Below are 22,259 nucleotides of genomic sequence, written 5' to 3' on the forward strand. Positions count from 1 at the left end.
GGCCTGACGCCGTCCCGGCAAGATCAACTTACTGAGAAAACCTCACTGGACGACCAGATTCGGGCCGTACACCAGTTGGTGCGCACACAATTGCAGATCCTCGAGATTCGCTACGAGCACAGCATGCATCCGAGGGCGAAGCGGCACATCGAAGCGGACATCCGTCACGTCTCCGAACGATGCGACGCGCTCGAGCGAATTCTGGATTCGCGCACTTCGTCTGCGACCGTGTCGTCGTCCCATGCAGCGCGGCTGAGCGACTGCATCGCCGCCATCGCCGCGTCGGCGGACAGGCGCAGCGTCGTCGCCCTCGAACACGTCCTCGCGGGCCAGCTAGCCGACCGTATCCACACCCTCGAATCCCTCGCGATCGCCGTCGGGGATAGGCCGCTGCAGCAGTGGGCACGTGGACTCCACTCCGTCGGCGCCGCCTGATTCCGGTCCCGATTCCTTCCCGCCCGCCCGGGTCACGTGCAAGGCTGGAGCCACGGTCCGGCCGAGCTGTTTCGACCGGCCCGGTGGGAGGCGACAATGACGTCCACGCTGCCGCGACGTGCCGGAACCGACCGCGACCACCTCCGGGTGCTGACCATGGGAGTCGAGGAGGAGTTGCTGCTCGTCGACGCCGACTCCGGCCGGCCCCGGCTGAACAGCGCGGACGTCGTGGCCGGTGCCCGCGACACCGGGCTCGACCTTCAGCTCGAACTGTCACGCTGCCAAGTCGAGACCGCCACCTCGGTCTGCACACGGATCGACGAGCTGCGGCAAGAACTGCGTGCCTCGCGCGGGGTGGCAGCGGCAGCCGCCGCGGCCGCCGGATCCCGCCTGCTCGCGACGGCCGTACCTCCGCTGGACACCACCCCGCCGGGGGCGCTCACCGACGCCGCCCGGTACCGGCGGATGGCCCGGCACTTCGGGGCAGTCACCGACCAGGTGATCTGCGGCTGCCACGTCCACATCGGCGTTCCCGATCGCGAGGTGGCGGTGCAGGTCAGCAACCACCTGCGGCCGTGGCTGCCGGCACTGCTCGCGCTCACGGCGAACTCGTCCGTCACGGCCGGCGCCGACACCGGCTACGCGAGCTGGCGTCACATCCAGTGGGGGCGCTGGGCCAGCGGCGGGCCGCCGCCGCTCTTCCGGTCGGCTCGGCACTACGACGACGTCGTCGCCATGATGCTCGACGCCGGGGTCCTCCTCGACCCCGCGATGGTCTACTGGGACATCCGGCTCTCGCCGCACCTGCCCACCCTCGAGATCCGGGTCTGCGACGTGCCCGCCACGATCGAGGAAACCGTCACGGCCGCCGCACTCGTCCGTGGGCTCGTGGCCACCGCACTCACCGCGGTCCACCGCGGGGACCCGGCACCGCGGCTCGAGGCCGAGCGGCTCGAGGCCGCGTGCTGGCGTGCCGCCCACGAGGGCATCGACGGATACGGGATGGATCCGCTGACGCAACGGCCCGTTCCTGCCGCCCGGCTACTGGGTTCGCTGCTCGCACACGTGCGACCCGGCCTCGAGGAGACCGGCGACTTCACGTCCACCCGCGCGTCCGTGCGGCGGATCCTGCGCCGGGGCAACGGCGCGCGACGTCAGCGGCGCGCGCTCGCGGCGTCCCGCACCCCCACCGACTTCGTCGCGGCACTGGCCCGCATCACGGCGGAGGGCTGTGCGCCGGCCGCTCCCCCACCGCCGGCCCGGTGAGCGCCCCTACCCGGAGGGTGCGGCGCCGATGTCCTCGTGCCACAGGTCCGGGTGCTCGGCGACGAACGTGGCCATCATGTCGATGCAGCGTCGATCGTCGAGGACCGTCACCTCGACGCCGTGCTCGGCGAGCCAGTCGTGGCCGCCGGTGAAGGTGACGCTCTCCCCGATCACCACCGCACCGATCCCGAACTGCCGGATCAGGCCACTGCAGTACCAGCACGGCGACAACGTCGTCACCATGATCGTCGAACGGTAGTCGCGTCGGCGGCCCGCCGCCCGGAAGGCGGCGATCTCGGCGTGCAGCGACGGATCGTCCTCCTGCACGCGCCGGTTGTGGCCGCGCCCGAGCAGCGTCCCGTCCGCGGCGAACAGGGCCGCACCGATCGGGATGCCGCCCTCGGCGAGACCCAGCCGGGCCTCCGCGAACGCAACGTCGAGCATCGCGTCCGGCGAAGGACTCCCCACCGACCCGCGGGCGTTCGTCACGGCACCACCCCGAATCCCGGTCAGCTGAACGACTTGTGGATCTGCGCGCCGTAGCGGCGGACGATCTTCTGCTTGGTCGCAGTGTAGGCGTGGACGTCGTCCTGCAGGCCCCTGTTCTCGAGGGATCGTCGTGCGAGTTCGCCGGCGATCACATCGAGGAACAACTCGGCCAGCAGCAGCCGCGCCGCGTCCCGGAACCGGCCCCGGCCGTCGAGGTACAGCTGCACGGTGGGATCGCCGGTATTGATGAGAATCGTGCGGTGCTCGGGGTCGTACACGGCACGTCCAGCGTCGTCCCCGAGATATCGCAGGTCGTACCCGACGAACATGTCCTCGCCGTGGTCCCGCGGCGCCCGGTGGCGCTGCGCCGGACGAGGCGGCGCCGGGTGCAGCCGCGGGACATGATGTGGCGACGGCGCGTCCTCGGCGACGACGATCTCGCACCACGCCCAGAACGCTCCGGACCGCACCATGATCTCGCCGCGCTCCCCGGGCGTGTCGCCGACGACGGTCCATTCCAGTCGCTGCGCACCGGTCTTCTGCTCCACGGCGATCTCGGTGGGCCGTGGGTCGATCCGCAGCGAGTCGGGCAGCGTGTACGAGATCGTCAGCCGGTCGTCGCCGGGCAGGCGCTCGGTGTCGACCTCCAGGGTGACGTGGAACGGGTGGCCGGGCCGGCGGTAGTAGAACGGAGACCGATGGTGCGCTCGTCGCCCGACATCGTCAGCTCGACGCCTTTGGCCCGCTTCACGGTGAGGGTGAAGGTGTGTTCGGTGCCGTCGTAGGCGAAGCTGCCGGGCGCCTCGGGACCGATCAGGACGACCGCCGGGGGTTCGTCGAAGAGCACTCGGCCGCTGCGCTGGATCTCGCGCAGTCCGGCGACGTGCACCACTTCCACGGTGCGCCGCGACAGCACCTCCTGCAGGTACACGTTGTCGGACAGTGCCTGCACCACGGTCTGGAACCGGGAGATGACCACGTGCGGGTTCTCGACGACCAAGGTCACCCGGGTGCCGTTACCGCCGATGCCGAGGCGTTCCCGGTCGTCGTCCGTGGCAGGCCGGTCGCCCCCGTGGTCGTCGTACAGATAGCCCCGTTCTCACCGCGGAACAGGTCGATGCGGATGAGCCGGCCGTCCCTGACGGTCTCGATCGTCCCGACGCCGACCCCGAAGACGGCCTGCTCGAGGCCGCGGCCGAAGTAGCCGCGGCCGTGTCCTTCGCCGCGCGAGAGCGGGCTGTGCGCGCCCCCGTACGCCAGGATGCGGGCGGCCTGCTCGAACGGCATCCCTTCGGCGTGGTCGGTGACCTGCAGGACCGCACCCGACTGGTGGCGCTCGTAGGCGATGTCGATGCGGGCCGCGGCGGCAGCGCCGCCGTTGCCCAGACGGGAGTAGCTGTCGTCGCTGTTGGTGATCAACTCCACGAGCGCCTTCTCGATCGAGGCGAAGCGCCGCGAATCGATACCGATCACGCGCTGGTCCACAGGGATGGGAGCGACTGCCATCGTGTCCGCCTTGTCGATTCCGCCGGGGTCCCTGGGGGCGGATTCCCGAACTTGCCGTGATCGTACCGATATTCGCGCCGAGCCCGCGGCAATCGATACGTCCGGCGGCGTCACCGCATCGCGTCGCAGCCCGTCGACTCCAGGTATTCGTCCGGCAACCGCCCGTCGGTGACGACCTCGCCGCCCGACCACGTGAACGTCAACTCCGCGAAGCCGGTGGCGGCCGCGTTCGGCTCGCCCTCGCGCGGGTAGTTGTATTCGACGTCGAGCGAGTCGAAGGCCGTGGCGACGACCGCCGGGTTCAGTGCGCACGGCGTGGCCGTGCCGACGTACTCGCCGCGGTGGAACAGCAGCAGGTGGGTCGGTGACGACCCGGTCGCTCCGACGATGCCGACCTGCGCGTAGCTGAGGTCGCTGCAGCGGTTGTAGTTGCCGTTGTACGCCCGCAGCCACGTCGCGTCGGGGATCTGCTGCGGCGGGGGAAGCTGCTCGATCACCGCGAAGACCTCGGGGGCGTCCAGGTCGACGGCCGGATCGCACGGTTTCTCGTCTGCCGTCGTGGCCGCCACGGACCCGCCGGTGGGCGCCTGGCGGGATGTCGCGGTGGTCGGTTCGGCCACCGGCTGCCCGTCCTGGGTCTGCGCGCATCCTGCAAGGGTCGCGATCGCGGCGACCGACAGGACGCTGAGATTCACTGCGCGACTCGACATGAGGCTCCTCGGACACTCGGATGCGACGGCGGTCGCCGCGACGGGAACGGATTCTGTCAGTTCGGACCAGTCCCGACGAGAGCTGCGTGAGAGTGTCGCGGACCAACACCTATTCCCCGGACCGGTGACGCCAGGCCGACGTGTACGTGTTCTGTCTGTTCGCGCGTCGGGACAGGGCAACCGCCGACCCGCTCGACGTCGGTCAGTGGGAGTTCTATGTGACGAGCGCCCACCGGCTCGACGAGACGGTCGGCGAGGAGAAGCGGATATCACTCGCAGCGCTGCTACAGCGGGTGCACCCGATCCGGGCGGGGTTCGGTGAACTGCGAGCAGCGGTCGAGGCGGTCCCGACCGGAGCGCGGGATACGCGGAGGCAGGCCCCGGAGTGAGGTACGAAGGCGGAGGAGGGTGAGAGGTCCGCGGAGATGATTGGCGAACCTGAGGCGTCGACCACGCGCTGAGTGCCCAGCCAATGTGGCCGTACCGATGTGTCGAACAGGCGAGCGGTCCTCACCGCTGTTCGGCGACCCGAGGCCGTCCTCCCAAGTCCGTCAGCATCTCTTCGACTCTTTTCCAACCGCTGGACCTTCGAGCGGGGTCGTTCGCCGGCAGCGCGACGAGCGACTCGAGCACCTCACGCAAACGTACGGACGGGTGGTCGTCCTCGAACAGATCGGCGTAGTCGGGATCGAGCAGGTACGCATCCGACCGACTGCTGTGTCGAGCGGCCGCCCACGACATCCGGTCGAGGAAGACCTCGAGCCGGCGGGCGGCATCTCGGGCGCCGCCCGTAGACGACATCGGGACCGTGGTGAATCCCTGGTCAGTGGAGACGGAATCGGGATGAAGGGCGAGCACCGTGGCCAGAGTGCGCTCGCCGCCCGCTCCAGCCAGGGACCGGACCCGGCGCACGCGATCCACTGCGTCGGCAAAATCCTGATCCGCCAGGCTGTAGCCGACGAGAACCAGGTGACTCGTCATCAACAGGGACTCCACCACTGCGAGTGTGGCGCTGTGGTGGGTCTCCAGTCTCCGATAGTCGTTCTCGGTCACGACGATCGACGATGGGCGTCGCACGTCGCCGTGGAGCTTCAACAGCCATGGGACGGGCTGATCGGCGATCTGACGGGTCATGACTCGATAGCCGGCCGACCCGATGCTTCCGCCGAAGGCCAGTTCGTACGCTGCGTCGTAGTTGGTGGTCACATTCTGCCGGACCGAGAGGCCGGCAAGCAGGAGGTGCGCCGGCGCGCACGCGGAAACGGCCACCCTTCTCATGATTTCGGCCTCCAAGGGGCCTCGGCCGATTCTCCCTTCGATCTCTTGGGCAATGGCCGGTGCCTTCTCCGGCGTGTAGTACGAGAGTTCTTCGCCGGCAATCTCTTCGAGCAGTCCCTTCCAATCGGGCAGGCCCAACGGAACATTGACACCGGAGCCGAGGAACAGGGACAGTTCCTGACGGGCCGCTCGCGCTCCGAGTTCATCCGCAACCCGGAGTTCATCGGTAGCGAAGCCCTCCCAGTCCGTGCCGGATCTCTGGCCCTGGATGGCGACATGATCGCGGTCGTCCCACAGCACCAAGGCCACGTCCACATCGGCCCGACGAGCCACTTTGCGTAGGGCAGGAAGCAGTGCACGGATCAGGGCGCCACGGCGATACTCGAAACCGCCTGCGCCCGTGCCGACCAGCGGAAGCGCGATCAGCGGTTTGACGCGGCCCGCGACGAGTCGCCGGTCGGTCGCCAACCGCTCGACGGCTTCGGTGACGCCTGCGGCCACCCAGTCCGCGTCGTCTCGTCCGTCCGCCGTGACGACAAGGCAGATCCTGCGCTCGTCGAGTGTCCAGACGTCGGCGGTCCGGCCTCGGGTTCCACCGTTCCACCGCCGGCCCCAATAGGAGGGCTCGAATTGATCCTCAGGAAGCAGCGCCGACCAATGCTCCCAGATCACTTCCCAGTTCGAATCACACGGTACGAGCACCGCGTTGCATTTCAAGTGCGTGAGATCTCCGCGGGTCACGAACAGATGACCGGCCATAGCGCCCATTGAACAGGAATTGCCGCGAGGATCGGGACGCTCGGACCGTCCCGGCAGGCCGGCTGTATTCCGCACGACCGAAGTACCTACTGCGCAGGCGGACACTGGCCGGGACTGCTGCGGCCACCTACCGGGCCCGGTGGCGCCACTACGAACGAACTGCCCGGTCGTCGAACTCGCACAGTCCCGTCAGAATCCGACGACACGGTCCATGGCGGTCTTTCGATCCCGGAGCCGATGGCCCGGAAACGGACCGTCAGCTCCATGCCGGGATGTGGCGCCCAACCCGGGGCAGGTCAGTCCCGGGCAGAGCCGGACTCGACCGAACCGGTGGCCACGCCTGCCAACCACAACGCGATGCAATCCGGCGAGAAGCGATCCCACTTGCACATCAGGGCGCGATCGGGAGGAGGCAGGACGCCGTCTGCGGCAGCGGTACCCGCCGAACCGATTCCGAATGCGGCAGTCACCGCGGTGACAACGAGGAGCTTGCGCAGCATGAAACACCCTTCCCGGAATGTACGAATTACCCGATCTGCTTCATCGAATACCGGAGGGCCACCGTTACCGGCCGCTGGGCGCATACGGCGAGTGAGAGCAATGTCGACGTGGCGTGACTGTCGCGCTCCGTCTCACCGGTCAGCTCGCCCCTCAGCACTGCGACAACGCTTCAGGGCACCGATCCTCGAATCCGGCAGGCCGGCACCTCGCATACCGCGAGCGTTGTGTCACAAGGACTTCCAGCGCGGTGCCGTCCTCACCGGACCCACGTAACGCCGGACCGACCCTTCTCGATCATGAAACGAGTGGGACCGATGCCGGACGAAGGGATCTCTGCCGTGATCGGACGCATACTGGCGGCACCAACCGCGGCCGTGGCCGCCACCATGGTGATTGCACCTGCGATCGCTTTCGCACGGGACGGCGCTCCACCCTACGACGCGACCGGGTTCTTCGTCACCCCGTTCGATCCCGGCGCGTTCGGCGAGAACGCGCACAAAGCACTGATCCTCAGCCCGTACGGCACCGGACTCCGGATCGAATGCCAGTCCTTTCACGGGCAGACCGCCAATTGCATCCAGTACATCCCGGGCGGGCAGACGAACCCGCTGATCCGACTGAGTCCGCTTCCCGCCCTGGGCCAGCACGTTCGCGAGGTATGGGCGTAAAACCCGATCGCTACCGGCAGCGTCGACTGACCAGGACCCACGGCGAAGTGGCGATGCGACAACACCCCGCCCGGTCTCGAGCGCCCGTCCAGCCCATCCGAAGCTGTACCTGCCCGGCATGCAGATACTCACCCCGAAGACAGGACCTCACGATGCTGACACGACCTCCGCTGTGCACGTCGCTGCGCCGCCTTGCCGCCGTCGCCGTGACGATCGCCGCCGCGACCGGGCTGACGGTGCTCACCGCCCCGACCGCATCAGCGGCAACGTTCACCCCCACCGTTGGTCTGCACGATATTCCGGGCATCTTCACCGACAACACCGGCTCGGCCGGCAACATCACTCCCTTCATCGACGCGGTTGTGTACGTGCGCACCGACCCGAGCACTCCGCCGCTGCGTGGGTGGACCATGGACTTCGACTACTGCCCGTGCACGGTGCACTGGCGCAACGAGACGACCGGCGCCTCCGGCACCGTCGAGGCCTTCACCGACCTGCTGCCGGCACAGACCGGAGCAGGCACCGTCACGGCCACGGTCACTATCGACGGGGCAAGCATCACCCTGCAGTCGGGTACCGCCACCTGGCACGCCGCGTGAACGAGCCGTGACCGGGGCCGGACGGCCCCACGCACAGTGCACCCCACGCACAGTGCACCCCACGCACAGTGCACCCCACGCACAGTGCTTCCCACGCACGACGGATGCGGCCGAGGGAGATGCTCCCCGGCGAGCACGCGTCTTGACCTTCACACTGTGACAAGCGCTCGAATGGTCGGCGAAGGAGGTGTTTCCCATGAATGCACCCAGCCACGGTGAGCCGGATGCTCGCCTTATCGATGCCCTCGCCGGTGACGATCCGGCGACCCGGCTACGGGCGGCGCTCGAGGCCGGCACCGTCGCCGACGAGCGGCTCACGACCATCCTCGTCGGCCGGTGCGGCGTCGAACCGGACTTCTTCGTCCGCGACATGCTGACGTGGGCACTGTGCCGGCTCCCGGCCGACGTCACCGTGCCGAGACTGCTCGAGGAACTCGAGTCCGGCACCACGCAGGCCCGCAGTCAGGCCCTGCACACGCTGTCCAAGATCGGCGACCCGGGCGCCTGGCCTGCGGTGTCGACGATGCTGCACGACGGGGACGACGACATCGCTCGCAGCGCCTGGCGAGCGGCTGTCGCGCTCGTGCCGGCCGGTAGCGAGAGCCGGCTCGCCGCGGCTCTGGGGATCGCACTCGGACGAGGCGACCACGACCTGCAGCTCAGCCTCAGTCGCGCGTTGGCAGCTCTCGACGAGGCTGCCGTGCCGGTCCTGGAGGCTGCCATGGCGAGTTCCGACCCAGGCGTCCGGGCGCACGCCGAAGCCACCGAACGGCTCCGCCTCGATCCCGACAGCGGGTTCACACTGTCGCTGGAGCTGGCGAAACGTGTCGCCGCCACCGCACCGGACCGGGAAGTGATGTGATGTTGATCGGTGAGGTCTCGCGACGTTCCGGTGTCAGCACCCGCATGCTGCGTCACTACGACGCCTTGGGTCTGGTGACGCCGTCGGGCCGCACATCCGGCGGCTACCGCGAGTACACCACCGACGACATCCGTCGCCTCTTCCATGTGGAGAGTCTCAGGAGTCTTGGCCTGTCACTGCACGAAACCAAACGCGCGCTGGACGAACTCGACTTCGCCCCGGCCCAGTTGGTGCACGACCTGATCCGGCACACCCGGGCGCGGATCGCCGCCGAGACCGAACTGCTTGCGCGACTCGAGCGGGTCGATTCGGCCGCGCCGGAGGCGTGGGAGGACGTCCTGCGCATCGTCACACTGCTGCACGCGTTCGAATCGGAGTCCGGGTCCCACCGTCAGCAGGCCGTCCTGTCGCAGCACGAGAACGCGGCGCTGCCCGTCGAGGCCCTGGCCGAGGCAACACTCGCGGAGGACGACCCCTACGTCGCCGGGGCGCTGCGCTGGTCGTTGGCGAGGGCCGGGGCTGCGGGGCTGGCGGAGTTGGCTGCCGGGTTGGACTCGCCGGAGGTCGAGGTCCGGCGGCGGGCGATCGTCGCTGTCGCGGAGATGCACCTCCCGGACGCGACCGCGCTGCTGACGAAGGCTCTCGACGACAGCGACGCCACCGTGCGCGACCGCGCGGCCGTGGCGCTCGGCTCCCGGGGTGCCGGGGAGGCCGTGCCGATTCTGCTGGAGATGGTCGTCGAGGGCCGGGCCGACGTCGAAGCCGCCGAGGTTCTGGGCATGCTGGCCGCCGCGCCGGTGTCCACGGTCGACGTCGTCCGAGCCGTGCAGGAGGTACTCGACGGCACGCTCGACGCACCGGCACGACTGCGTGTCACGCAGGCCCTCGCCGAGATTCCCGGCCCTGCGGCGCGGGAGGTCCTCGTCGCCTTGACCGACCACCACGACCGGGCGGTCGCTACGACCGCGTCCGTGATCCTGGCCAGGCGCGGGTCACCGTGAACCGCTGTGCGTCCGGCGTCCGGGCGGCGTCGATCACGCGCCGGCCCTCCTCGCAGGGTGCAGTCACGATCGGTGTCGAAAGCCCCGGCGGGGCTGCTACGAGTCGTGCCTCGACTCCCACAACCCGATCACGTTCCCCTCGGTGTCGGAGAAGTACGCCGTGAATCCCATGTCGCCGACGGGCATTCGGGCAGAAATCGTCTTCCCGCCGAGCGATTCGATCTTCTGCAGCGCGGCGTCGATGTCCGTGACGTCGACGGTCACGACGGGACTCTTCAACTCGTGGCGCCGGAACATGCCACCGTTGATGTACCCGGGTTCGGTGGAGGTGCCGGTCTGGTCGACGGGACCGGTGGTGACGAGGGTGTAGTCCATGCCGGGAACGTCCGAGAGGGACCAGCCGAACGCGTCGCGGTAGAAGGACCGGGCGCGGTCACCGTCGTCGTAGGGCAACTCGAAGTGCACGATGCGGCCTGTCATGTCGTTCGCCTCCTGTGCGACCGGACGGCTTCCAGCGTAGACCCCCGAGAGGACGGGTAATGCTCGGAGAGTGGCGCATCGGCGCTAAGTGACCGCTAAGACGGCGGAGGTGTACTCGACCGTGGCATTCCGGTCGAACGAGGAAGAACCATGCATGTGAGCACGTCGACCGCCCACCTCGAGGCGGTACTGCAGCTGACGCGAACCCGGACCGAGATTCTGGAGGCGCGCCGGTCGCGCACGGCCGACCCGGTGACGCTGCAAGAGATCGCGGACGATCTCGAGCACTCGCGCGGCTATCGGGCCGCGGTCGAGCATGCGCTACGGAAATGCGGCGCCGCGCCGGGCCGGCCGTCGGCGCGGGCCACGAGGCTGAGCCGGTGCGTCTCGCGGATCGCGTCGGGCGGCGACGCCCGGCAGGTGGCGGCGCTCGAACGCGTGTTGCACGCACAGCTGCTCGATCGGACCCAGGCACTCGTGCGACTGACCGCGACTGGTGACCACCTTGCCGTGCACCGGTGGGCCTGCCGCCATCTGGCGCGATACCGGCACGCGGCCGAGCCCGGCGCATCCGGCGTCGCCGCGACAGGTCCGGTCAGGTCACAGTGACCGTCATGCGTCGCTCGTCGGCCGGCACGTGCTCGGCACGCTGCAACTGCAGCGACACCGGCCAGGTCCCGGCCCGCTTGGCGCGCAGATAGAGGATGCGTTCGCTGCCGGCTCCCGGCAACGGGTTCCGGGACGGCACGAATCGCACGTCGCTGAGCAGCAGGCCCTTGCCGATGTGGGTCGGGCACCAGGTGTAATCGCGGGAGGTGTTCTCCTGCAGGTGCAGTTCGATGGTGTCGCCCACGGCGACCTGCAGGTCCCGGGGTCCGGTGGTCACGTGCCTCATTGGACCAGAGTACGGCCCAATTATGATCTATGTCACCATCGGGAGCGATCCGGGAGGCTGGTTCGTCGAGCACGTGTCGGGGATTTGCGACGCGGGTATCCCGATTCCCGGCACGGAAGTCGACGAAGGAGTGGAAGAAACATGGCCGCATCGGTGTCAGACGAGTTCGAGATCGAGGCGACGCCCGAGCAGGTGATGCGCGCGTTGACCGACATCGAGCGCATCCCGGAGTGGTCGTCCTCCCACAAGGACGTCCGGGTCGAATCCTGGCACGACGACGGCCGGCCTCGCGTGGTACGCATGACACTCGCCTTGTTCGGCATCTCGGACACCCAGGTGATCGAGCACGAGTGGACCGAGGAGTCCACCTCGTGGACGCTGCTCGAGAGCGAGATGCAGCACTCCCAGGACGGCGAGTACCGCCTGACACGCACCGAGAGTGGGACACGTGTGCGGGTGACGATGTCCACCGATCCGAAGATCCCGGTACCGGGCTTCATGCTCAAGCAGGGGCAGAAGCACGCGATCAAGACGATCCGCAAGGGACTGACGGAGTTCGTCCTACGGCACTACGCCTGAGGCGCGAGACCCGACACGGCACGACAGGGACGGCGAGCCGCCGACGTCTCGTGGACGCCGGCGGCTCGACAGTGCCCCGGATCAGCTCAGGTGGTGAACCTCCTGCAGCCCGTACACCGGCGTCGGGATCCCCTCGTGCCGGGCCTTGAGCTGCAGCGCCAGGTACAGCGAGTAGTGCCGCGACTGGTGCAGGTTGCCGCCGTGGAACCACAGCCCCTCCTGCTGGGTGGGCTTCCACATGTTGCGCTGCTCGCCCTCCCACGGGCCGGGGTCCTTGGTGGTGTCGGAACCGAGTCCCCAGCACTTGCCGACCTTGTCCGCGACGTCCTGGCCGATCAGGTCCGCCGCCCAGCCGTTCATCGAACCGTAGCCGGTGGCGTAGACCACCAGATCCGCCTCGAGCTCGGTGCCGTCCTCGAGGATCACGCTGTTCTCGGTGAGCTCGCGGACGCCGCCGTGGGCGAGCTTGATCTCGCCGTCGGCGACGAGTTCGGCGGCTCCGACGTCGATGTAGTAGCCGGATCCGCGGCGCAGGTACTTCATGAAGAGCCCGGAGCCGTCGTCACCGAAGTCGAGCATGAAGCCGGCCTTCTCGAGGCGGGCGTAGAAGTCGGCGTCACGTTCGCGGATCGCGTTGTAGATGGGGATCTGGAACTCGTGCATGATCCGGTACGGCAGTGACGCGAACGTCAGGTCGGCCTTGGCCGTCGTCATCCCCGCGGCCAGGGCCCGCTCGGAGTACAGGTCACCGAGACCGAGGTCCATGAGGGAGTCGGACTTGACGATGTGGGTCGACGAGCGCTGCACCATCGTCACGTCGGCGCCGACCTCCCACAAGGCGGCGCAGATGTCGTGGGCGGAGTTGTTTGCGCCGATCACGACGGCCTTCTTGCCCGCGTAGGCGTCCGGCCCGGGGTGCTGACTGGAGTGGTGCTGGTCGCCGCGGAACCTGTCCATGCCGGGGAAGGTGGGAATGTTGGGCTTGCCGGACATGCCGGTCGCGAGCACCAGCTGCTTCGGCTTCAGCACGACGGGTTCGCCGTCGCGGACCACGTTCACCGTCCACTCGCCGGTCGCCTCGTCGTAGGACGCCGAGGTGCACGTGGTCTTGGACCAGTACGGCACCTCCATGACCTTGGTGTACATCTCGAGCCAGTCACCGATCTTGTCCTTCGGCGCGAACACCGGCCAGTTCTCGGGGAACGGCATGTACGGCAGGTGGTCGTACCAGACGGGATCGTGCAGGCACAGCGACTTGTAGCGGCCACGCCACTGGTCGCCGGGCCGGTCGTGCTTGTCGAGCACGAGCGCGGGCACGCCGAGCTGGCGCAGGCGGGCGCCGAGAGCGATGCCGCCCTGCCCGCCGCCGACGATCACGACGTACGGCTGAGTGGTGTAGCCGAGTTCGCGCTCCTCCGCCTCACGCTTCTCGGACCAGGTGACGCGGTTGCGGTCCGCACCGTGCTGCACACCCTTGGGCCGACGGACACCCTTGCTCTCCTCGTGTTCCTTGAGCTCCTGCATCGTGGTGAGCAGGGTCCAGGCGCCCTCGTCCTTCAGCCGCAGATGCCCGACGCCGCGGCCGACCGCGGTCTCGAACGCGATCCAGGCGCTGACGACCCCGCCGTCCTCGGTCGGCGGCTCGGTGGTGCGGAATCCACTGGGGTCGGCGTCGTGCAGGCGGGCGCGGAGCATGTCGGCGACGCCCTCCCGACCCTCGACGGTCTTGAGGTTCCAGGTGAAGGCGACCAGGTCACGCCAGAAACTGTCGGTGGCGAACATGCCCGCGGCGGCCTCGACGTCCCGCGCGGCCAGGGCGGCCTCGAAGTCGGCCAGCCACGCGTCGACCCGCTCCTGCGGTCCGGCGAGCGCGGCGTCGGGTGGGGTCAATGTGTCGGTCATTGCATGCTCCTCGTCCTGAACGGCTTGTGATTCAGAGCACACCGCACCGGAGGGGGGTGCGGCCAGCGTTGCATCGTGTTGCACCCGGCACGGCACGTGGCTGCCCGGATCGGGGACTCCGGCATCGACGCCTCCGTCCCGGGCGAACTGCCGCAAACCCGGCGGCGGTTCGTCCGGGATGCGAGGGTGGAACGGTGGGAAACGGACATGCGCGGCCGGCGGCGGTCGCGGCGGGTCTCGCCGTCGCGGTGTCGACGGCCGTGGGATGTGTGCCGACCGTCGACTGCGACGTGGTGGTCACACCGCTGCACGAGCCGGTCGGCGCGTGCCTGCGATTCGGCGTGAGCACACCCGGTGGCCCGACCGCCGTCGACGAGTTCGAACGGGTCGCCGACCTCGCAGGCACTCCCCCGACCGTGGTGCTGTCGTTCTCCGACTTCGCCTCGCCGCCACCGATCGCCGGGCTCTCGGCGGTCCGGCGGCTCGGTGCCGACCCGATCGTCACGTGGGAGCCCTGGCGCTGGCTCGGCGACGGACGGTACGAAAGCACCGAATTCACGATGACGTCGATCGCCGAGGGCGTGCACGACGACTACCTCTACCGCTGGGCGGACGAGCTCGCCGCATGGGGTTCGACCGTCTACCTGCGTTTCGCACACGAGCCGAACGGGAACTGGTATCCGTGGAGTCCGGCCGGGGGGACACCACCGCACGACTACGTCGCCGCGTGGCGGCACGTGCACCGGTTGTTCACGTCGAAGGGGGTAGCCAACGTGAAATGGGTGTGGGCGCCGAACGTCTCGTTCGAGGGCAGCAGCCGGATCGCGGATCTGTACCCGGGGCCCGAGTATGTCGACGTCGTGGGCGTCGACGGCTACAACTGGGGAACGACGCAGTCGTGGAGTCGGTGGACGTCGCCGCAGGGGCTGTTCGAGAACACACTCGACGAGCTCGGCCGGATCGCGCCGGACAAGCCGATCGTGGTCACCGAGGTGGGTAGCACCGACGTCGGCGGGTCGAAGCCGGACTGGGTCGCCGATCTCGTCGCGTTCCTCGACGACCGCACGGACGTCGCGGCGTTCGTCTGGTTCGATCACGACAAGGAAACCGACTGGCGGCTGGCGAGCACCCCGGAATCGGCTGCCGCGCTGGCGGAAGCCCTGCAACGGGGGCAGCGCTGACATGACGACCGACACCTCGCAGCTCCCCGACGACCTCGAGGACGAGCGCGTGCGCGACCTCGAACGACTCGAGGTCCTCGACACCCCCCGCGAAGACCGGTTCGAGCAGATCACCCGCATGGCCCGGCACGTGTTCGGGGTGCCCATGGCGAGCGTGGCGCTGCTCGACCGGGACCGGCTCTGGTTCAAGTCCCTTCAAGGGCTCGACCTCGTGCAGGTGCCGCGCGAGGAGAGCATCTGCAAGACCACGATCGTCCGCACCTACCACCACCCCGACGATCCGACGCTGATCGTGGAGGACGCCTCCGCGGACCCCCTGTTCGCCGGACTTCCCGGTGTCGGCGGCGACGACGGTGTCCGTTTCTACGCGGGCTACCCGCTGTACGGTCCCGCGGGTCATCCGGTCGGCACGTTCTTCATCTACGACACCGAGCCACGGACCCTCGACCCCGACCAGCTCGTCGCCTTCGCCGAACTCGCCGACTGGGCGCAGCGGGAACTGCAGCGCGCCGACGAACTCGACCGTGCCGCCGCGATGCAGGCCCAGCTGCTGCCGCGGCCCCTGACCGGCCTGCCCGGCTACGAGGTGCGGGCGGTGTGCATTCCGGCGTTCGTCGTCGGCGGCGACTTCTACGACCACTATCCGCTGCGCGGCGGACTGGTCGTCACCGTCGCCGACGTGATGGGCAAGGGCCTCGGCGCTGCCATCCTGTCCTCGGCGGTGCGCTCCACGTTCCGCGGCGCGTCCCGGGTGATGGAACGGTTCAGTCACGCCGCGACGTGCAGCGTGCTGGACACGGGCGCCGCACTGACCGCCGCCGCCGAGAACCTCGCCGACGACTGCGAACACACCGGCACGTTCGTCACCGTGTTCCATGCCGCCGTCGAGTTCGCCACCGGCTCGGTGGACTACGTCGATGCCGGGCACGGGCTGGCCGCGATCCGCCGCGTGGACGGTTCCGTGGCGCCGCTGGCCGGCACCGGACTGCCCGTCGGGGTGCTCCGCGAGTCGACGTGGCAGGCACAGTGCACGCACCTCGAACCGGGCGACACGCTGGTGATCTGCTCCGACGGGCTGCTCGACCTGCTCGACGAGCACAGCGACCGGCAAGCCCTGTACCGGTTCGTCGCCGGGCATGCGACGCCGCACGACCTGATCGAGGCGGCGCGGGCACTGGCCGGAGGCCGTCCACCGATGGACGACGTCACCGTCGTCGCGGTGCGTCGCTGCGAGGACGCGTGAGTGCGGCCGCGGCGGATCGCTACCCCTCGGCGGGCCTGCGGATCCTGATCGCCGCCTCGGTGCTGCTCGGGGTGAACTACGTGGTGTGGCGCTGGCTGTTCTCCGTCAACTGGTCGGCCTGGTGGATCGCGGTGCCGCTCGTCGTCGCCGAGACGTACAGCCTGATCGACTCGATGCTGTTCGGTCTGACGATGTGGCGGTGGCGGCGGCGCGCCGCTCCCCCGCCGCCGCCCGAGGGGCGCACCGTCGACGTCTTCGTCACCACCTACAACGAGCCCGTCGAGCTGGTGCTCGCGACGGCGGAGGCGGCGTCGCGCATCCGGTACCCGCACGAGACGTGGATTCTCGACGACGGGGAGCGCCCCGAACTGGAAAGGGCCGCCGCGGAACTCGGCGTGCGTTACATGACGCGCGCGGCGAGTTGGACGAACAAGCCGCGCCACGCCAAGGCAGGCAACCTCAACAACGCCCTGCTGCACACGCACGGCGAGTTCATCCTCGTCCTCGACGCCGACCAGGTGCCCGACCCGGAGATCCTGCACCGCACCCTCGGCTACTTCGAGGACGAGCGGATGGCCCTGGTGCAGACCCCGCAGTACTTCGTCAACGTGCCGGACGCCGATCCGTTGGGGAGCCAGGCGCCGCTGTTCTACGGTCCGATCCAGCAGGGCAAGGACGGCTGGAACGCCGCGTTCTTCTGCGGTTCGAACGCCGTCCTGCGCCGCGAAGCGCTGATGCAGCTCGGCATCAGCGGATACGTGCGGGCCGTCGAGGAGGGCGTGGTGCGCGCCCTGCGCACAGCGGGCAGAGTGCTGGACCGGACCCGCGCCGAGGTCGACCCCGACCGGAAGGACGTTGTCGCGGCTCTCGATTCGGTGCGCGAGGCCGTGCGCACGGCGAGGGCGTCCGTCCGCGACGGCCGGCCCCTCGCAGAGGTGACCTACCGCTTTCAGCAGACCGTCGACGCTGCCGCGCGGGCGGTGGTCGAGGCGGACGTCGGGTCGATCCGCGCCGACCTCGACGCGATCGCCGCGCTCGGTACGACGGTGGAGGGCGGGGACGGGGTGCTGCTCGACGAGACGTCGCTCGCGCGTCTCGCCGACCGGGACTGGTCACCGCTCGGCGCTCTCGAGTCGATCCGGGCGATGGTCCGGGCCGTGGACGTCGACCGTGACGAGGAGGCGGAGCCGACGCTGGCGCTGGCGACGATCTCGGTGACCGAGGACATGGCGACGTCGATGCGCCTGCACGGCATGGGCTGGAAATCGGCGTATCACCACGAGGTGCTCGCCCACGGCCTCGCCCCCGAGGACGTCGGCACGATGCTCACTCAGCGGCTGCGCTGGGCGCAGGGGACGATTCAGGTGATGCTGCGCGAGAATCCGCTGCTGCAGCGAGGACTGACGATCCCCCAGCGGCTGATGTACTGGGCGACGATGTGGAGTTACCTCGCGGGTTTCGCAGCCCTCGCCTACATCGCCGCGCCGGTGATCTATCTGATCTTCGGCATCCTCCCCGTGCAGGCCTACAGCTGGGACTTCTTCGGGCGGCTCGTCCCGTTCCTGCTGTTGAACCAGTTGCTGTTCGTCGTCGTCAGTCGTGGCACCCCGACCTGGCGGGGGCAGCAGTACAGCCTGGCGCTGTTCCCGGTGTGGATCAAGGCGTGCTGGACCGCTTTTCGGAATGTGTATCTGCACAAGCCGCTCGACTTCGCGGTGACCCCGAAGACGCGGCAGGGCCGCGGCACACTCCCCTGGGGCGCGGTGCGGTACCAGCTCGCGGCCATGGTCCTGTTGGTGGCCGCGTCGGCTGTGGGCGTGGTGCGGCTGTATCTGGGCGCGAGTTCGGTGCTGGGGGTGGGCGTGAACCTGTTCTGGGTGCTGTTCGACCTGGCGATCCTGAGTGTGGTGATACCGGCGGTCCGCTACCGCGGACCCGATACGGGAGGAAATCGATGACCCAGTTCGCAACCCGCACCCTCGCCGCCGATGTCGTGGTGATCCGGCCCGAGGGCCGGCTGAACATGGTCGCGGCCCCACGGTTGCGTGAGCAGCTGCACGGCCTCGTCGACGGTGGATCCGCCCGCCTCGTCGTCGACCTGGCTGCGACGGAGTTCGTCGATTCGTCGGGCCTGGGCGCCCTCGTGTCGGGACTCAAGGCCGCCCGGCAGGCGGGCGGGGATCTGCGGTTGGCCGCCCCCACCGCGCAGGTGCGCAGCGTGCTGTCGTTGACGAGCCTCGATCGCGTGCTACGCGCGTACGACTCCGCGGAGGATGCGTTCGATGGCGACTGATGCCGGCGCCCGAACGTGGACCCTGACGACCGTCACGGGCGCCGACACGCTCACCGACGTGCACGCGCTGATCGAGGAGATGATGTCCGCGGGCCGGGTGGAGGACGCGGATCGCTTCCCCTTCGAGATCGCCGTCGCGGAGATCGCAGCGAACATCATCGAGCACGCCGCCCTCGGGCAGCCCGTGCCGATGAGCCTGCGACTGCGTGCGCTGCCCGAGCGGCTCGAGGCCGAGTTCACCGACGAGGGGCGGCCGGCCCGGGTGGATCTGGGGACGGTCGAACTGCCGGATGCGCTGGCCGAGCGGGGACGCGGGTTGGCGATCGCCATGGCGGCGCTGGACGAGTTGTCGTACCGCAGGCAGGGCGGAATCAACCGGTGGATCCTGGCGCGTGAGCGAGTCGAGCCGACATAGCCGCGCACCGGTCCGCCGGGTGCGGTGCCCGCGCCCTGCCGGCGGCCGAGATGCCGAATTTGTCCGGACGGCGTCCGTTAACTTCCCGTTAAGTCGTTCCGTCCGCGGCCGGTCGGCCCGCCGGAAAACCCCAGGCCGTCGGCGTACATCTGCCGTTTCGTCAAAGCTGGGAACCTTTCGCTCGCCGATGTGTCTATTACGACGCCGGACGGGGAACCTCAGACTCAGGCAGTCGAGAGGTACATCACACTCGATACCGAACCTGGTTGTGAAGGGGTTTCCATGTCGAACCGTGCCGAGCCCGAACTGAGGCACACGCTCCAGAAGCGGCACCTGTCGATGATCGCGATCGCGGGGGTCATCGGTGCAGGGTTGTTCGTCGGCTCGGGCGCTGCGATCCGGGAGACCGGTCCGGGAGTGCTGGTCGCCTACGCGCTCGCCGGAGTCGTCGTCGTGCTCGTGATGCGCATGCTCGGCGAGATGGCGGCGGCGAATCCGCAGACGGGGTCGTTCTCGGCGTACGCCGACCGGGCCATCGGGCGCTGGGCCGGCTTCTCCATCGGATGGCTCTATGCCTGGTTCTGGATCATCGTGCTGGGCATCGAGGCGACCGCCGGAGCGGTCATCATGAACCGCTGGATGCCCGGCGTGCCTCAGTGGACGTGGGCGCTGGCGCTGATGGTCGTGCTGACGCTGACCAACATCGCGTCGGTGAAGTCGTTCGGCGAGTTCGAGTTCTGGTTCGCCGCGATCAAGGTGACGGCGATCGTCGCATTCCTGGTGCTCGGCGTCCTCGCGATCTGCGGCCTGCTGCCCGGCGTCGAGGCGCCGGGAATGAGCAATCTGACCGGTCACGGCGGCTTCTTCCCCAACGGGACGGGTGCCGTGCTCGCGGGCGTCCTCGTCGTGGTGTTCTCGTTCTTCGGAGCCGAGATCGCGACCATCGCCGCCGGCGAGTCCGCCAACCCCGCCGAGGCGGTGCGCAAGGCGGTGCGGTCGGTCGTGTGGCGAATCCTGATCTTCTACATCGGCTCGATCGCCGTCGTCGTCACCCTGCTGCCGTGGGACGACGCCTCGGTGGCACTGAGCCCGTATGTGGCGGTCATCGATTCCTACGGCATCCCGGCGGCCGCGACCATCATGGACGTCATCGTGCTGACGTCGGTGCTCTCGTGCCTCAATTCGGGCCTGTACACCGCCAGCCGGATGATCTTCTCCCTGTCGCGCCGCGGTGACGCCCCGCCGTCACTGGCCACCATCGGGCGGTCCGGTGTGCCGCGCAACGCGGTTCTCGTCTCCACCGTGGTCGGATTCCTCACCGTGGGCTTGAACTACCTCTACCCCGAGACGGTGTTCCTGTTCCTGGTCAATTCCTCCGGCGCAATTGCCCTGTTCGTGTGGCTGGTCATCGCGGCATCGCAGCTGCGTATGCGGCGGTCCCTCGAGGCCCAGGGCCGGGAGCTGTCGCCGAAGATGTGGCTGTTCCCTTATCTCACCCGGGTCACCATTGCCGCGATCGTCGCGCTGTGCGTCGGCATGGTCGCGCTGGAGAGCACCCGCAGTCAGATGCTGACGTCCTCGGCCCTCGCTGCCGTCGTCATCGGGGTCGGGATCTACCGGCAGCGCCGCCGTCCCGCTCCGTCGGCGGAGACGAACGCCGAGGTCGCCGACCGCGTCCCGGAAACCACCTGATTCAGAACAACGTGGGATCCGCCGATTCTGCGCCCGGTCGCGGCGACACCGCGACCGGGCGCCGGTGCTCGGTGGCACGCGGGCCGAGGCCGTAGCGGGCCACCAGCGGATCGACTCGGTCCTTCAGCCACGTCGCGTACTCCGGCGAGACGTACGCGCCGCGGCCGTAGATCCGCCGATACCGCCGGATCAGAGCCGGATGTTCCTGGCCCAGCCACGACAGGAACCAGCCACGGGTGGAGCCGCGCAGGTGCATCGGCAACACCGTCACGCCGGTGGCCCCGGCGGCGGAGATCGCGCCGAGCAGGTCGTCGAGGTGCCGGCTCGAGTCGGTGAGGTACGGGATGACGGGCGCGACCATGACGTGACAGGGCAGGCCGGCGTCGCTGATCGCGCGGATCAGGTCCAGCCGCGCCTTCGGGGTGGGCGTGCCGGGCTCGATCTGCTGTTGCAGTTCGGGGTCGCCGATCGCGAGCGACACCGCAACCCCGACGTCGACCTGTCCGGCGGCCAGGGTGAGCAACGGCAGGTCGCGGCGCAGCAACGTGCCCTTGGTGAGGATGGAGAACGGGGTGCCGGATTCGGCGAGGGCCCGGATGACGCCGGGCATGAGCCGGTAGCGCCCCTCGGCCCGCTGGTAGGGGTCGGTGTTGGTGCCGAGGGCGACGTGTTCGCGCTTCCACGACCGTCGGGCCAGTTCGCGGCGCAGGACCGCGGCGACGTTGGTCTTGACGACGATCTGGCTGTCGAAGTCTCGGCCCGCATCGAGGTCGAGGTACTCGTGCGTCGGCCGGGCGAAGCAGTACCGGCAGGCGTGCGAACACCCGCGAAAGGTGTTGACGGTGAAGCGGAACGGTAGCTGGGACGCCTCGGGCGTCTTGTTCAGCGCGCTCTTGCACAGCACTTCGTGGAAGGTGATGCCGTCGAAGTCGGGAGTCCGGACGCTGCGGACGAGCCCGGCCCGTTCGAGGCCCGGGAGCGCGCCGTCGTCGACGTCGAGAGTCTGTGCCGCCCACCGCATGCAGTCAGTCGAACATACGTGCTAATTGCAGTCAAGCGCGGGCGCGCAGGGACGGCCTGACAGAATCCCGTGCCATGACCCGTGTGAACATCTCGTCCGGCTCCGAATGGGAGCCGAAGATCGGCTACTCGCGCGCCGTGCGCATCGGCAACCAGATCGCCGTGTCCGGCACCACCGGCGCCGGCGAGACTCTCGCCGACCAGACGCGCGCCGCGCTCGAGACCATCGAGGCCGCGCTGGGCGAGGCGGGCGCCTCGCTGCGGGACGTGATCCGCACGCGCATGTATCTCACCGACATGTCGCGATGGGAGGAGGCCGCACTCGTGCACGGCGAGGTGTTCGGCGAGATCCGCCCGGCGTCCACCATCCTCGAGGTTTCGAGCCTCATCGACAAGAGCCTGCTCATCGAGATCGAGGCCGACGCCGTCGTGTAGGCGGCTGCGCCGCCGGTGTGCCCTTCGGGCTGCTCCAGCAACCCGAAGGA

Annotated in this window: 26 protein-coding genes; 15 read left to right on the plus strand and 11 right to left on the minus strand. The window is 69.0% G+C overall.

Features of this window, described 5'->3' with window-relative positions; all coding sequences use genetic code 11:
• Nucleotides 1–3: 3 nt before the first annotated feature.
• A complete protein-coding gene (locus QYS60_RS09295) occupies nucleotides 4–435 on the plus strand; it encodes a hypothetical protein (protein ID WP_371383016.1) in 432 nt (143 codons plus the stop codon).
• Between the two features lie 96 nt (nucleotides 436–531).
• Nucleotides 532–1,701, plus strand: coding sequence for a glutamate--cysteine ligase (locus tag QYS60_RS09300; protein ID WP_289379510.1), 1,170 nt, complete (start codon nucleotides 532–534; stop codon nucleotides 1,699–1,701).
• 6 nt (nucleotides 1,702–1,707) lie between these two features.
• Here QYS60_RS09300 and QYS60_RS09305 read toward each other — a convergent pair whose 3' ends face one another.
• The 7 genes from QYS60_RS09305 to QYS60_RS09335 form a co-directional block, all read right to left on the minus strand.
• Complete coding sequence (locus tag QYS60_RS09305) at nucleotides 1,708–2,145, minus strand: nucleoside deaminase (protein ID WP_289379518.1); 438 nt, start codon at nucleotides 2,143–2,145, stop codon at nucleotides 1,708–1,710.
• Nucleotides 2,146–2,210: 65 nt separating this feature from the next.
• The gene (locus QYS60_RS09310; protein ID WP_289379509.1) at nucleotides 2,211–2,738 is read right to left on the minus strand and encodes a hypothetical protein; all 528 of its coding nucleotides are present in this window, start codon (nucleotides 2,736–2,738) and stop codon (nucleotides 2,211–2,213) included.
• Nucleotides 2,739–2,797: 59 nt separating this feature from the next.
• Nucleotides 2,798–3,196 carry a hypothetical protein gene (locus QYS60_RS09315; RefSeq protein ID WP_289379508.1) on the minus strand — a complete coding sequence of 133 codons (399 nt, stop codon included), beginning with the start codon at nucleotides 3,194–3,196 and terminating at the stop codon, nucleotides 2,798–2,800.
• Nucleotides 3,193–3,696: an ATP-binding protein gene (locus tag QYS60_RS09320; RefSeq protein ID WP_289379507.1), complete on the minus strand. Its 504-nt coding sequence runs from the start codon at nucleotides 3,694–3,696 to the stop codon at nucleotides 3,193–3,195. The genes QYS60_RS09315 and QYS60_RS09320 overlap by 4 nt, the downstream gene beginning before the upstream one ends.
• A 110-nt stretch (nucleotides 3,697–3,806) precedes the next feature.
• A complete protein-coding gene (locus QYS60_RS09325) occupies nucleotides 3,807–4,406 on the minus strand; it encodes an LppP/LprE family lipoprotein (protein ID WP_289379506.1) in 600 nt (199 codons plus the stop codon).
• A gap of 510 nt (nucleotides 4,407–4,916) precedes the next feature.
• Nucleotides 4,917–6,443 carry an SIR2 family protein gene (locus QYS60_RS09330; RefSeq protein ID WP_371382981.1) on the minus strand — a complete coding sequence of 509 codons (1,527 nt, stop codon included), beginning with the start codon at nucleotides 6,441–6,443 and terminating at the stop codon, nucleotides 4,917–4,919.
• Between the two features lie 296 nt (nucleotides 6,444–6,739).
• Nucleotides 6,740–6,943 carry a hypothetical protein gene (locus QYS60_RS09335; protein WP_289379503.1) on the minus strand — a complete coding sequence of 68 codons (204 nt, stop codon included), beginning with the start codon at nucleotides 6,941–6,943 and terminating at the stop codon, nucleotides 6,740–6,742.
• A gap of 315 nt (nucleotides 6,944–7,258) precedes the next feature.
• On the opposite strand from QYS60_RS09335, the gene QYS60_RS09340 reads away from it, so the two are divergent.
• The 4 genes from QYS60_RS09340 to QYS60_RS09355 all read left to right on the plus strand — a co-directional run bounded on the left by QYS60_RS09340 (nucleotide 7,259) and on the right by QYS60_RS09355 (nucleotide 10,074).
• The gene (locus tag QYS60_RS09340) at nucleotides 7,259–7,612 is read left to right on the plus strand and encodes a hypothetical protein (protein ID WP_289379502.1); all 354 of its coding nucleotides are present in this window, start codon (nucleotides 7,259–7,261) and stop codon (nucleotides 7,610–7,612) included.
• Between the two features lie 152 nt (nucleotides 7,613–7,764).
• A complete protein-coding gene (locus QYS60_RS09345) occupies nucleotides 7,765–8,211 on the plus strand; it encodes a hypothetical protein (protein WP_289379501.1) in 447 nt (148 codons plus the stop codon).
• Between the two features lie 196 nt (nucleotides 8,212–8,407).
• Nucleotides 8,408–9,073: a HEAT repeat domain-containing protein gene (locus QYS60_RS09350; RefSeq protein WP_289379500.1), complete on the plus strand. Its 666-nt coding sequence runs from the start codon at nucleotides 8,408–8,410 to the stop codon at nucleotides 9,071–9,073.
• On the plus strand, nucleotides 9,073–10,074 hold the full coding sequence (locus QYS60_RS09355) for a HEAT repeat domain-containing protein (protein WP_289379499.1): 1,002 nt from the start codon (nucleotides 9,073–9,075) through the stop codon (nucleotides 10,072–10,074). The genes QYS60_RS09350 and QYS60_RS09355 overlap by 1 nt, the downstream gene beginning before the upstream one ends.
• A 96-nt stretch (nucleotides 10,075–10,170) precedes the next feature.
• Here QYS60_RS09355 and QYS60_RS09360 read toward each other — a convergent pair whose 3' ends face one another.
• Nucleotides 10,171–10,554, minus strand: a complete 384-nt coding sequence (locus QYS60_RS09360; RefSeq protein ID WP_054374736.1) for a VOC family protein — start codon at nucleotides 10,552–10,554, stop codon at nucleotides 10,171–10,173.
• Nucleotides 10,555–10,704: 150 nt separating this feature from the next.
• On the opposite strand from QYS60_RS09360, the gene QYS60_RS09365 reads away from it, so the two are divergent.
• A complete protein-coding gene (locus tag QYS60_RS09365) occupies nucleotides 10,705–11,163 on the plus strand; it encodes a hypothetical protein (RefSeq protein ID WP_289379498.1) in 459 nt (152 codons plus the stop codon).
• On the opposite strand, the gene QYS60_RS09370 is transcribed toward QYS60_RS09365, so the two are convergent.
• Nucleotides 11,150–11,449, minus strand: coding sequence for a protease inhibitor I42 family protein (locus tag QYS60_RS09370; RefSeq protein WP_289379497.1), 300 nt, complete (start codon nucleotides 11,447–11,449; stop codon nucleotides 11,150–11,152). The genes QYS60_RS09365 and QYS60_RS09370 overlap by 14 nt on opposite strands.
• 141 nt (nucleotides 11,450–11,590) lie before the next feature.
• Between QYS60_RS09370 and QYS60_RS09375 the strand changes: the two genes are divergently transcribed.
• Entirely contained in the window at nucleotides 11,591–12,028 is a 438-nt protein-coding gene (locus QYS60_RS09375) for an SRPBCC family protein (RefSeq protein WP_289379496.1), read from the plus strand.
• A gap of 81 nt (nucleotides 12,029–12,109) precedes the next feature.
• Here the strand turns inward: QYS60_RS09375 and QYS60_RS09380 are convergent, their stop codons facing one another.
• Nucleotides 12,110–13,930: an NAD(P)/FAD-dependent oxidoreductase gene (locus QYS60_RS09380; RefSeq protein WP_054374740.1), complete on the minus strand. Its 1,821-nt coding sequence runs from the start codon at nucleotides 13,928–13,930 to the stop codon at nucleotides 12,110–12,112.
• A gap of 194 nt (nucleotides 13,931–14,124) precedes the next feature.
• Between QYS60_RS09380 and QYS60_RS09385 the strand changes: the two genes are divergently transcribed.
• The 6 genes from QYS60_RS09385 (at nucleotide 14,125) to QYS60_RS09410 (ending at nucleotide 20,754) form a co-directional block, all read left to right on the plus strand.
• Nucleotides 14,125–15,111, plus strand: a complete 987-nt coding sequence (locus QYS60_RS09385; RefSeq protein WP_289379495.1) for a glycoside hydrolase family 26 protein — start codon at nucleotides 14,125–14,127, stop codon at nucleotides 15,109–15,111.
• 1 nt (nucleotide 15,112) lies between these two features.
• On the plus strand, nucleotides 15,113–16,354 hold the full coding sequence (locus QYS60_RS09390) for a PP2C family protein-serine/threonine phosphatase (protein ID WP_371382982.1): 1,242 nt from the start codon (nucleotides 15,113–15,115) through the stop codon (nucleotides 16,352–16,354).
• Nucleotides 16,351–18,312, plus strand: coding sequence for a glycosyltransferase (locus QYS60_RS09395; RefSeq protein ID WP_289379493.1), 1,962 nt, complete (start codon nucleotides 16,351–16,353; stop codon nucleotides 18,310–18,312). Before QYS60_RS09390 ends, QYS60_RS09395 begins: the two co-directional genes overlap by 4 nt.
• Entirely contained in the window at nucleotides 18,309–18,647 is a 339-nt protein-coding gene (locus tag QYS60_RS09400) for an STAS domain-containing protein (protein ID WP_289379492.1), read from the plus strand. The genes QYS60_RS09395 and QYS60_RS09400 overlap by 4 nt, the downstream gene beginning before the upstream one ends.
• The gene (locus tag QYS60_RS09405; protein ID WP_289379491.1) at nucleotides 18,637–19,062 is read left to right on the plus strand and encodes an ATP-binding protein; all 426 of its coding nucleotides are present in this window, start codon (nucleotides 18,637–18,639) and stop codon (nucleotides 19,060–19,062) included. Before QYS60_RS09400 ends, QYS60_RS09405 begins: the two co-directional genes overlap by 11 nt.
• A gap of 282 nt (nucleotides 19,063–19,344) precedes the next feature.
• Nucleotides 19,345–20,754, plus strand: a complete 1,410-nt coding sequence (locus QYS60_RS09410; protein ID WP_371382983.1) for an amino acid permease — start codon at nucleotides 19,345–19,347, stop codon at nucleotides 20,752–20,754.
• A 1-nt stretch (nucleotide 20,755) separates the two neighbouring features.
• Here the strand turns inward: QYS60_RS09410 and QYS60_RS09415 are convergent, their stop codons facing one another.
• On the minus strand, nucleotides 20,756–21,775 hold the full coding sequence (locus QYS60_RS09415) for an Rv2578c family radical SAM protein (RefSeq protein WP_371382984.1): 1,020 nt from the start codon (nucleotides 21,773–21,775) through the stop codon (nucleotides 20,756–20,758).
• A gap of 74 nt (nucleotides 21,776–21,849) precedes the next feature.
• Here QYS60_RS09415 and QYS60_RS09420 point away from each other — a divergent pair, with 74 nt between their 5' ends.
• On the plus strand, nucleotides 21,850–22,209 hold the full coding sequence (locus tag QYS60_RS09420; protein ID WP_003935501.1) for a RidA family protein: 360 nt from the start codon (nucleotides 21,850–21,852) through the stop codon (nucleotides 22,207–22,209).
• The last annotated feature ends 50 nt before the right edge of the window (nucleotides 22,210–22,259 follow it).

The organism is Rhodococcus sp. GXMU-t2271, assembly GCF_041414735.1.
Classification (GTDB): Bacteria; Actinomycetota; Actinomycetes; order Mycobacteriales; family Mycobacteriaceae; genus Rhodococcus; species Rhodococcus indonesiensis.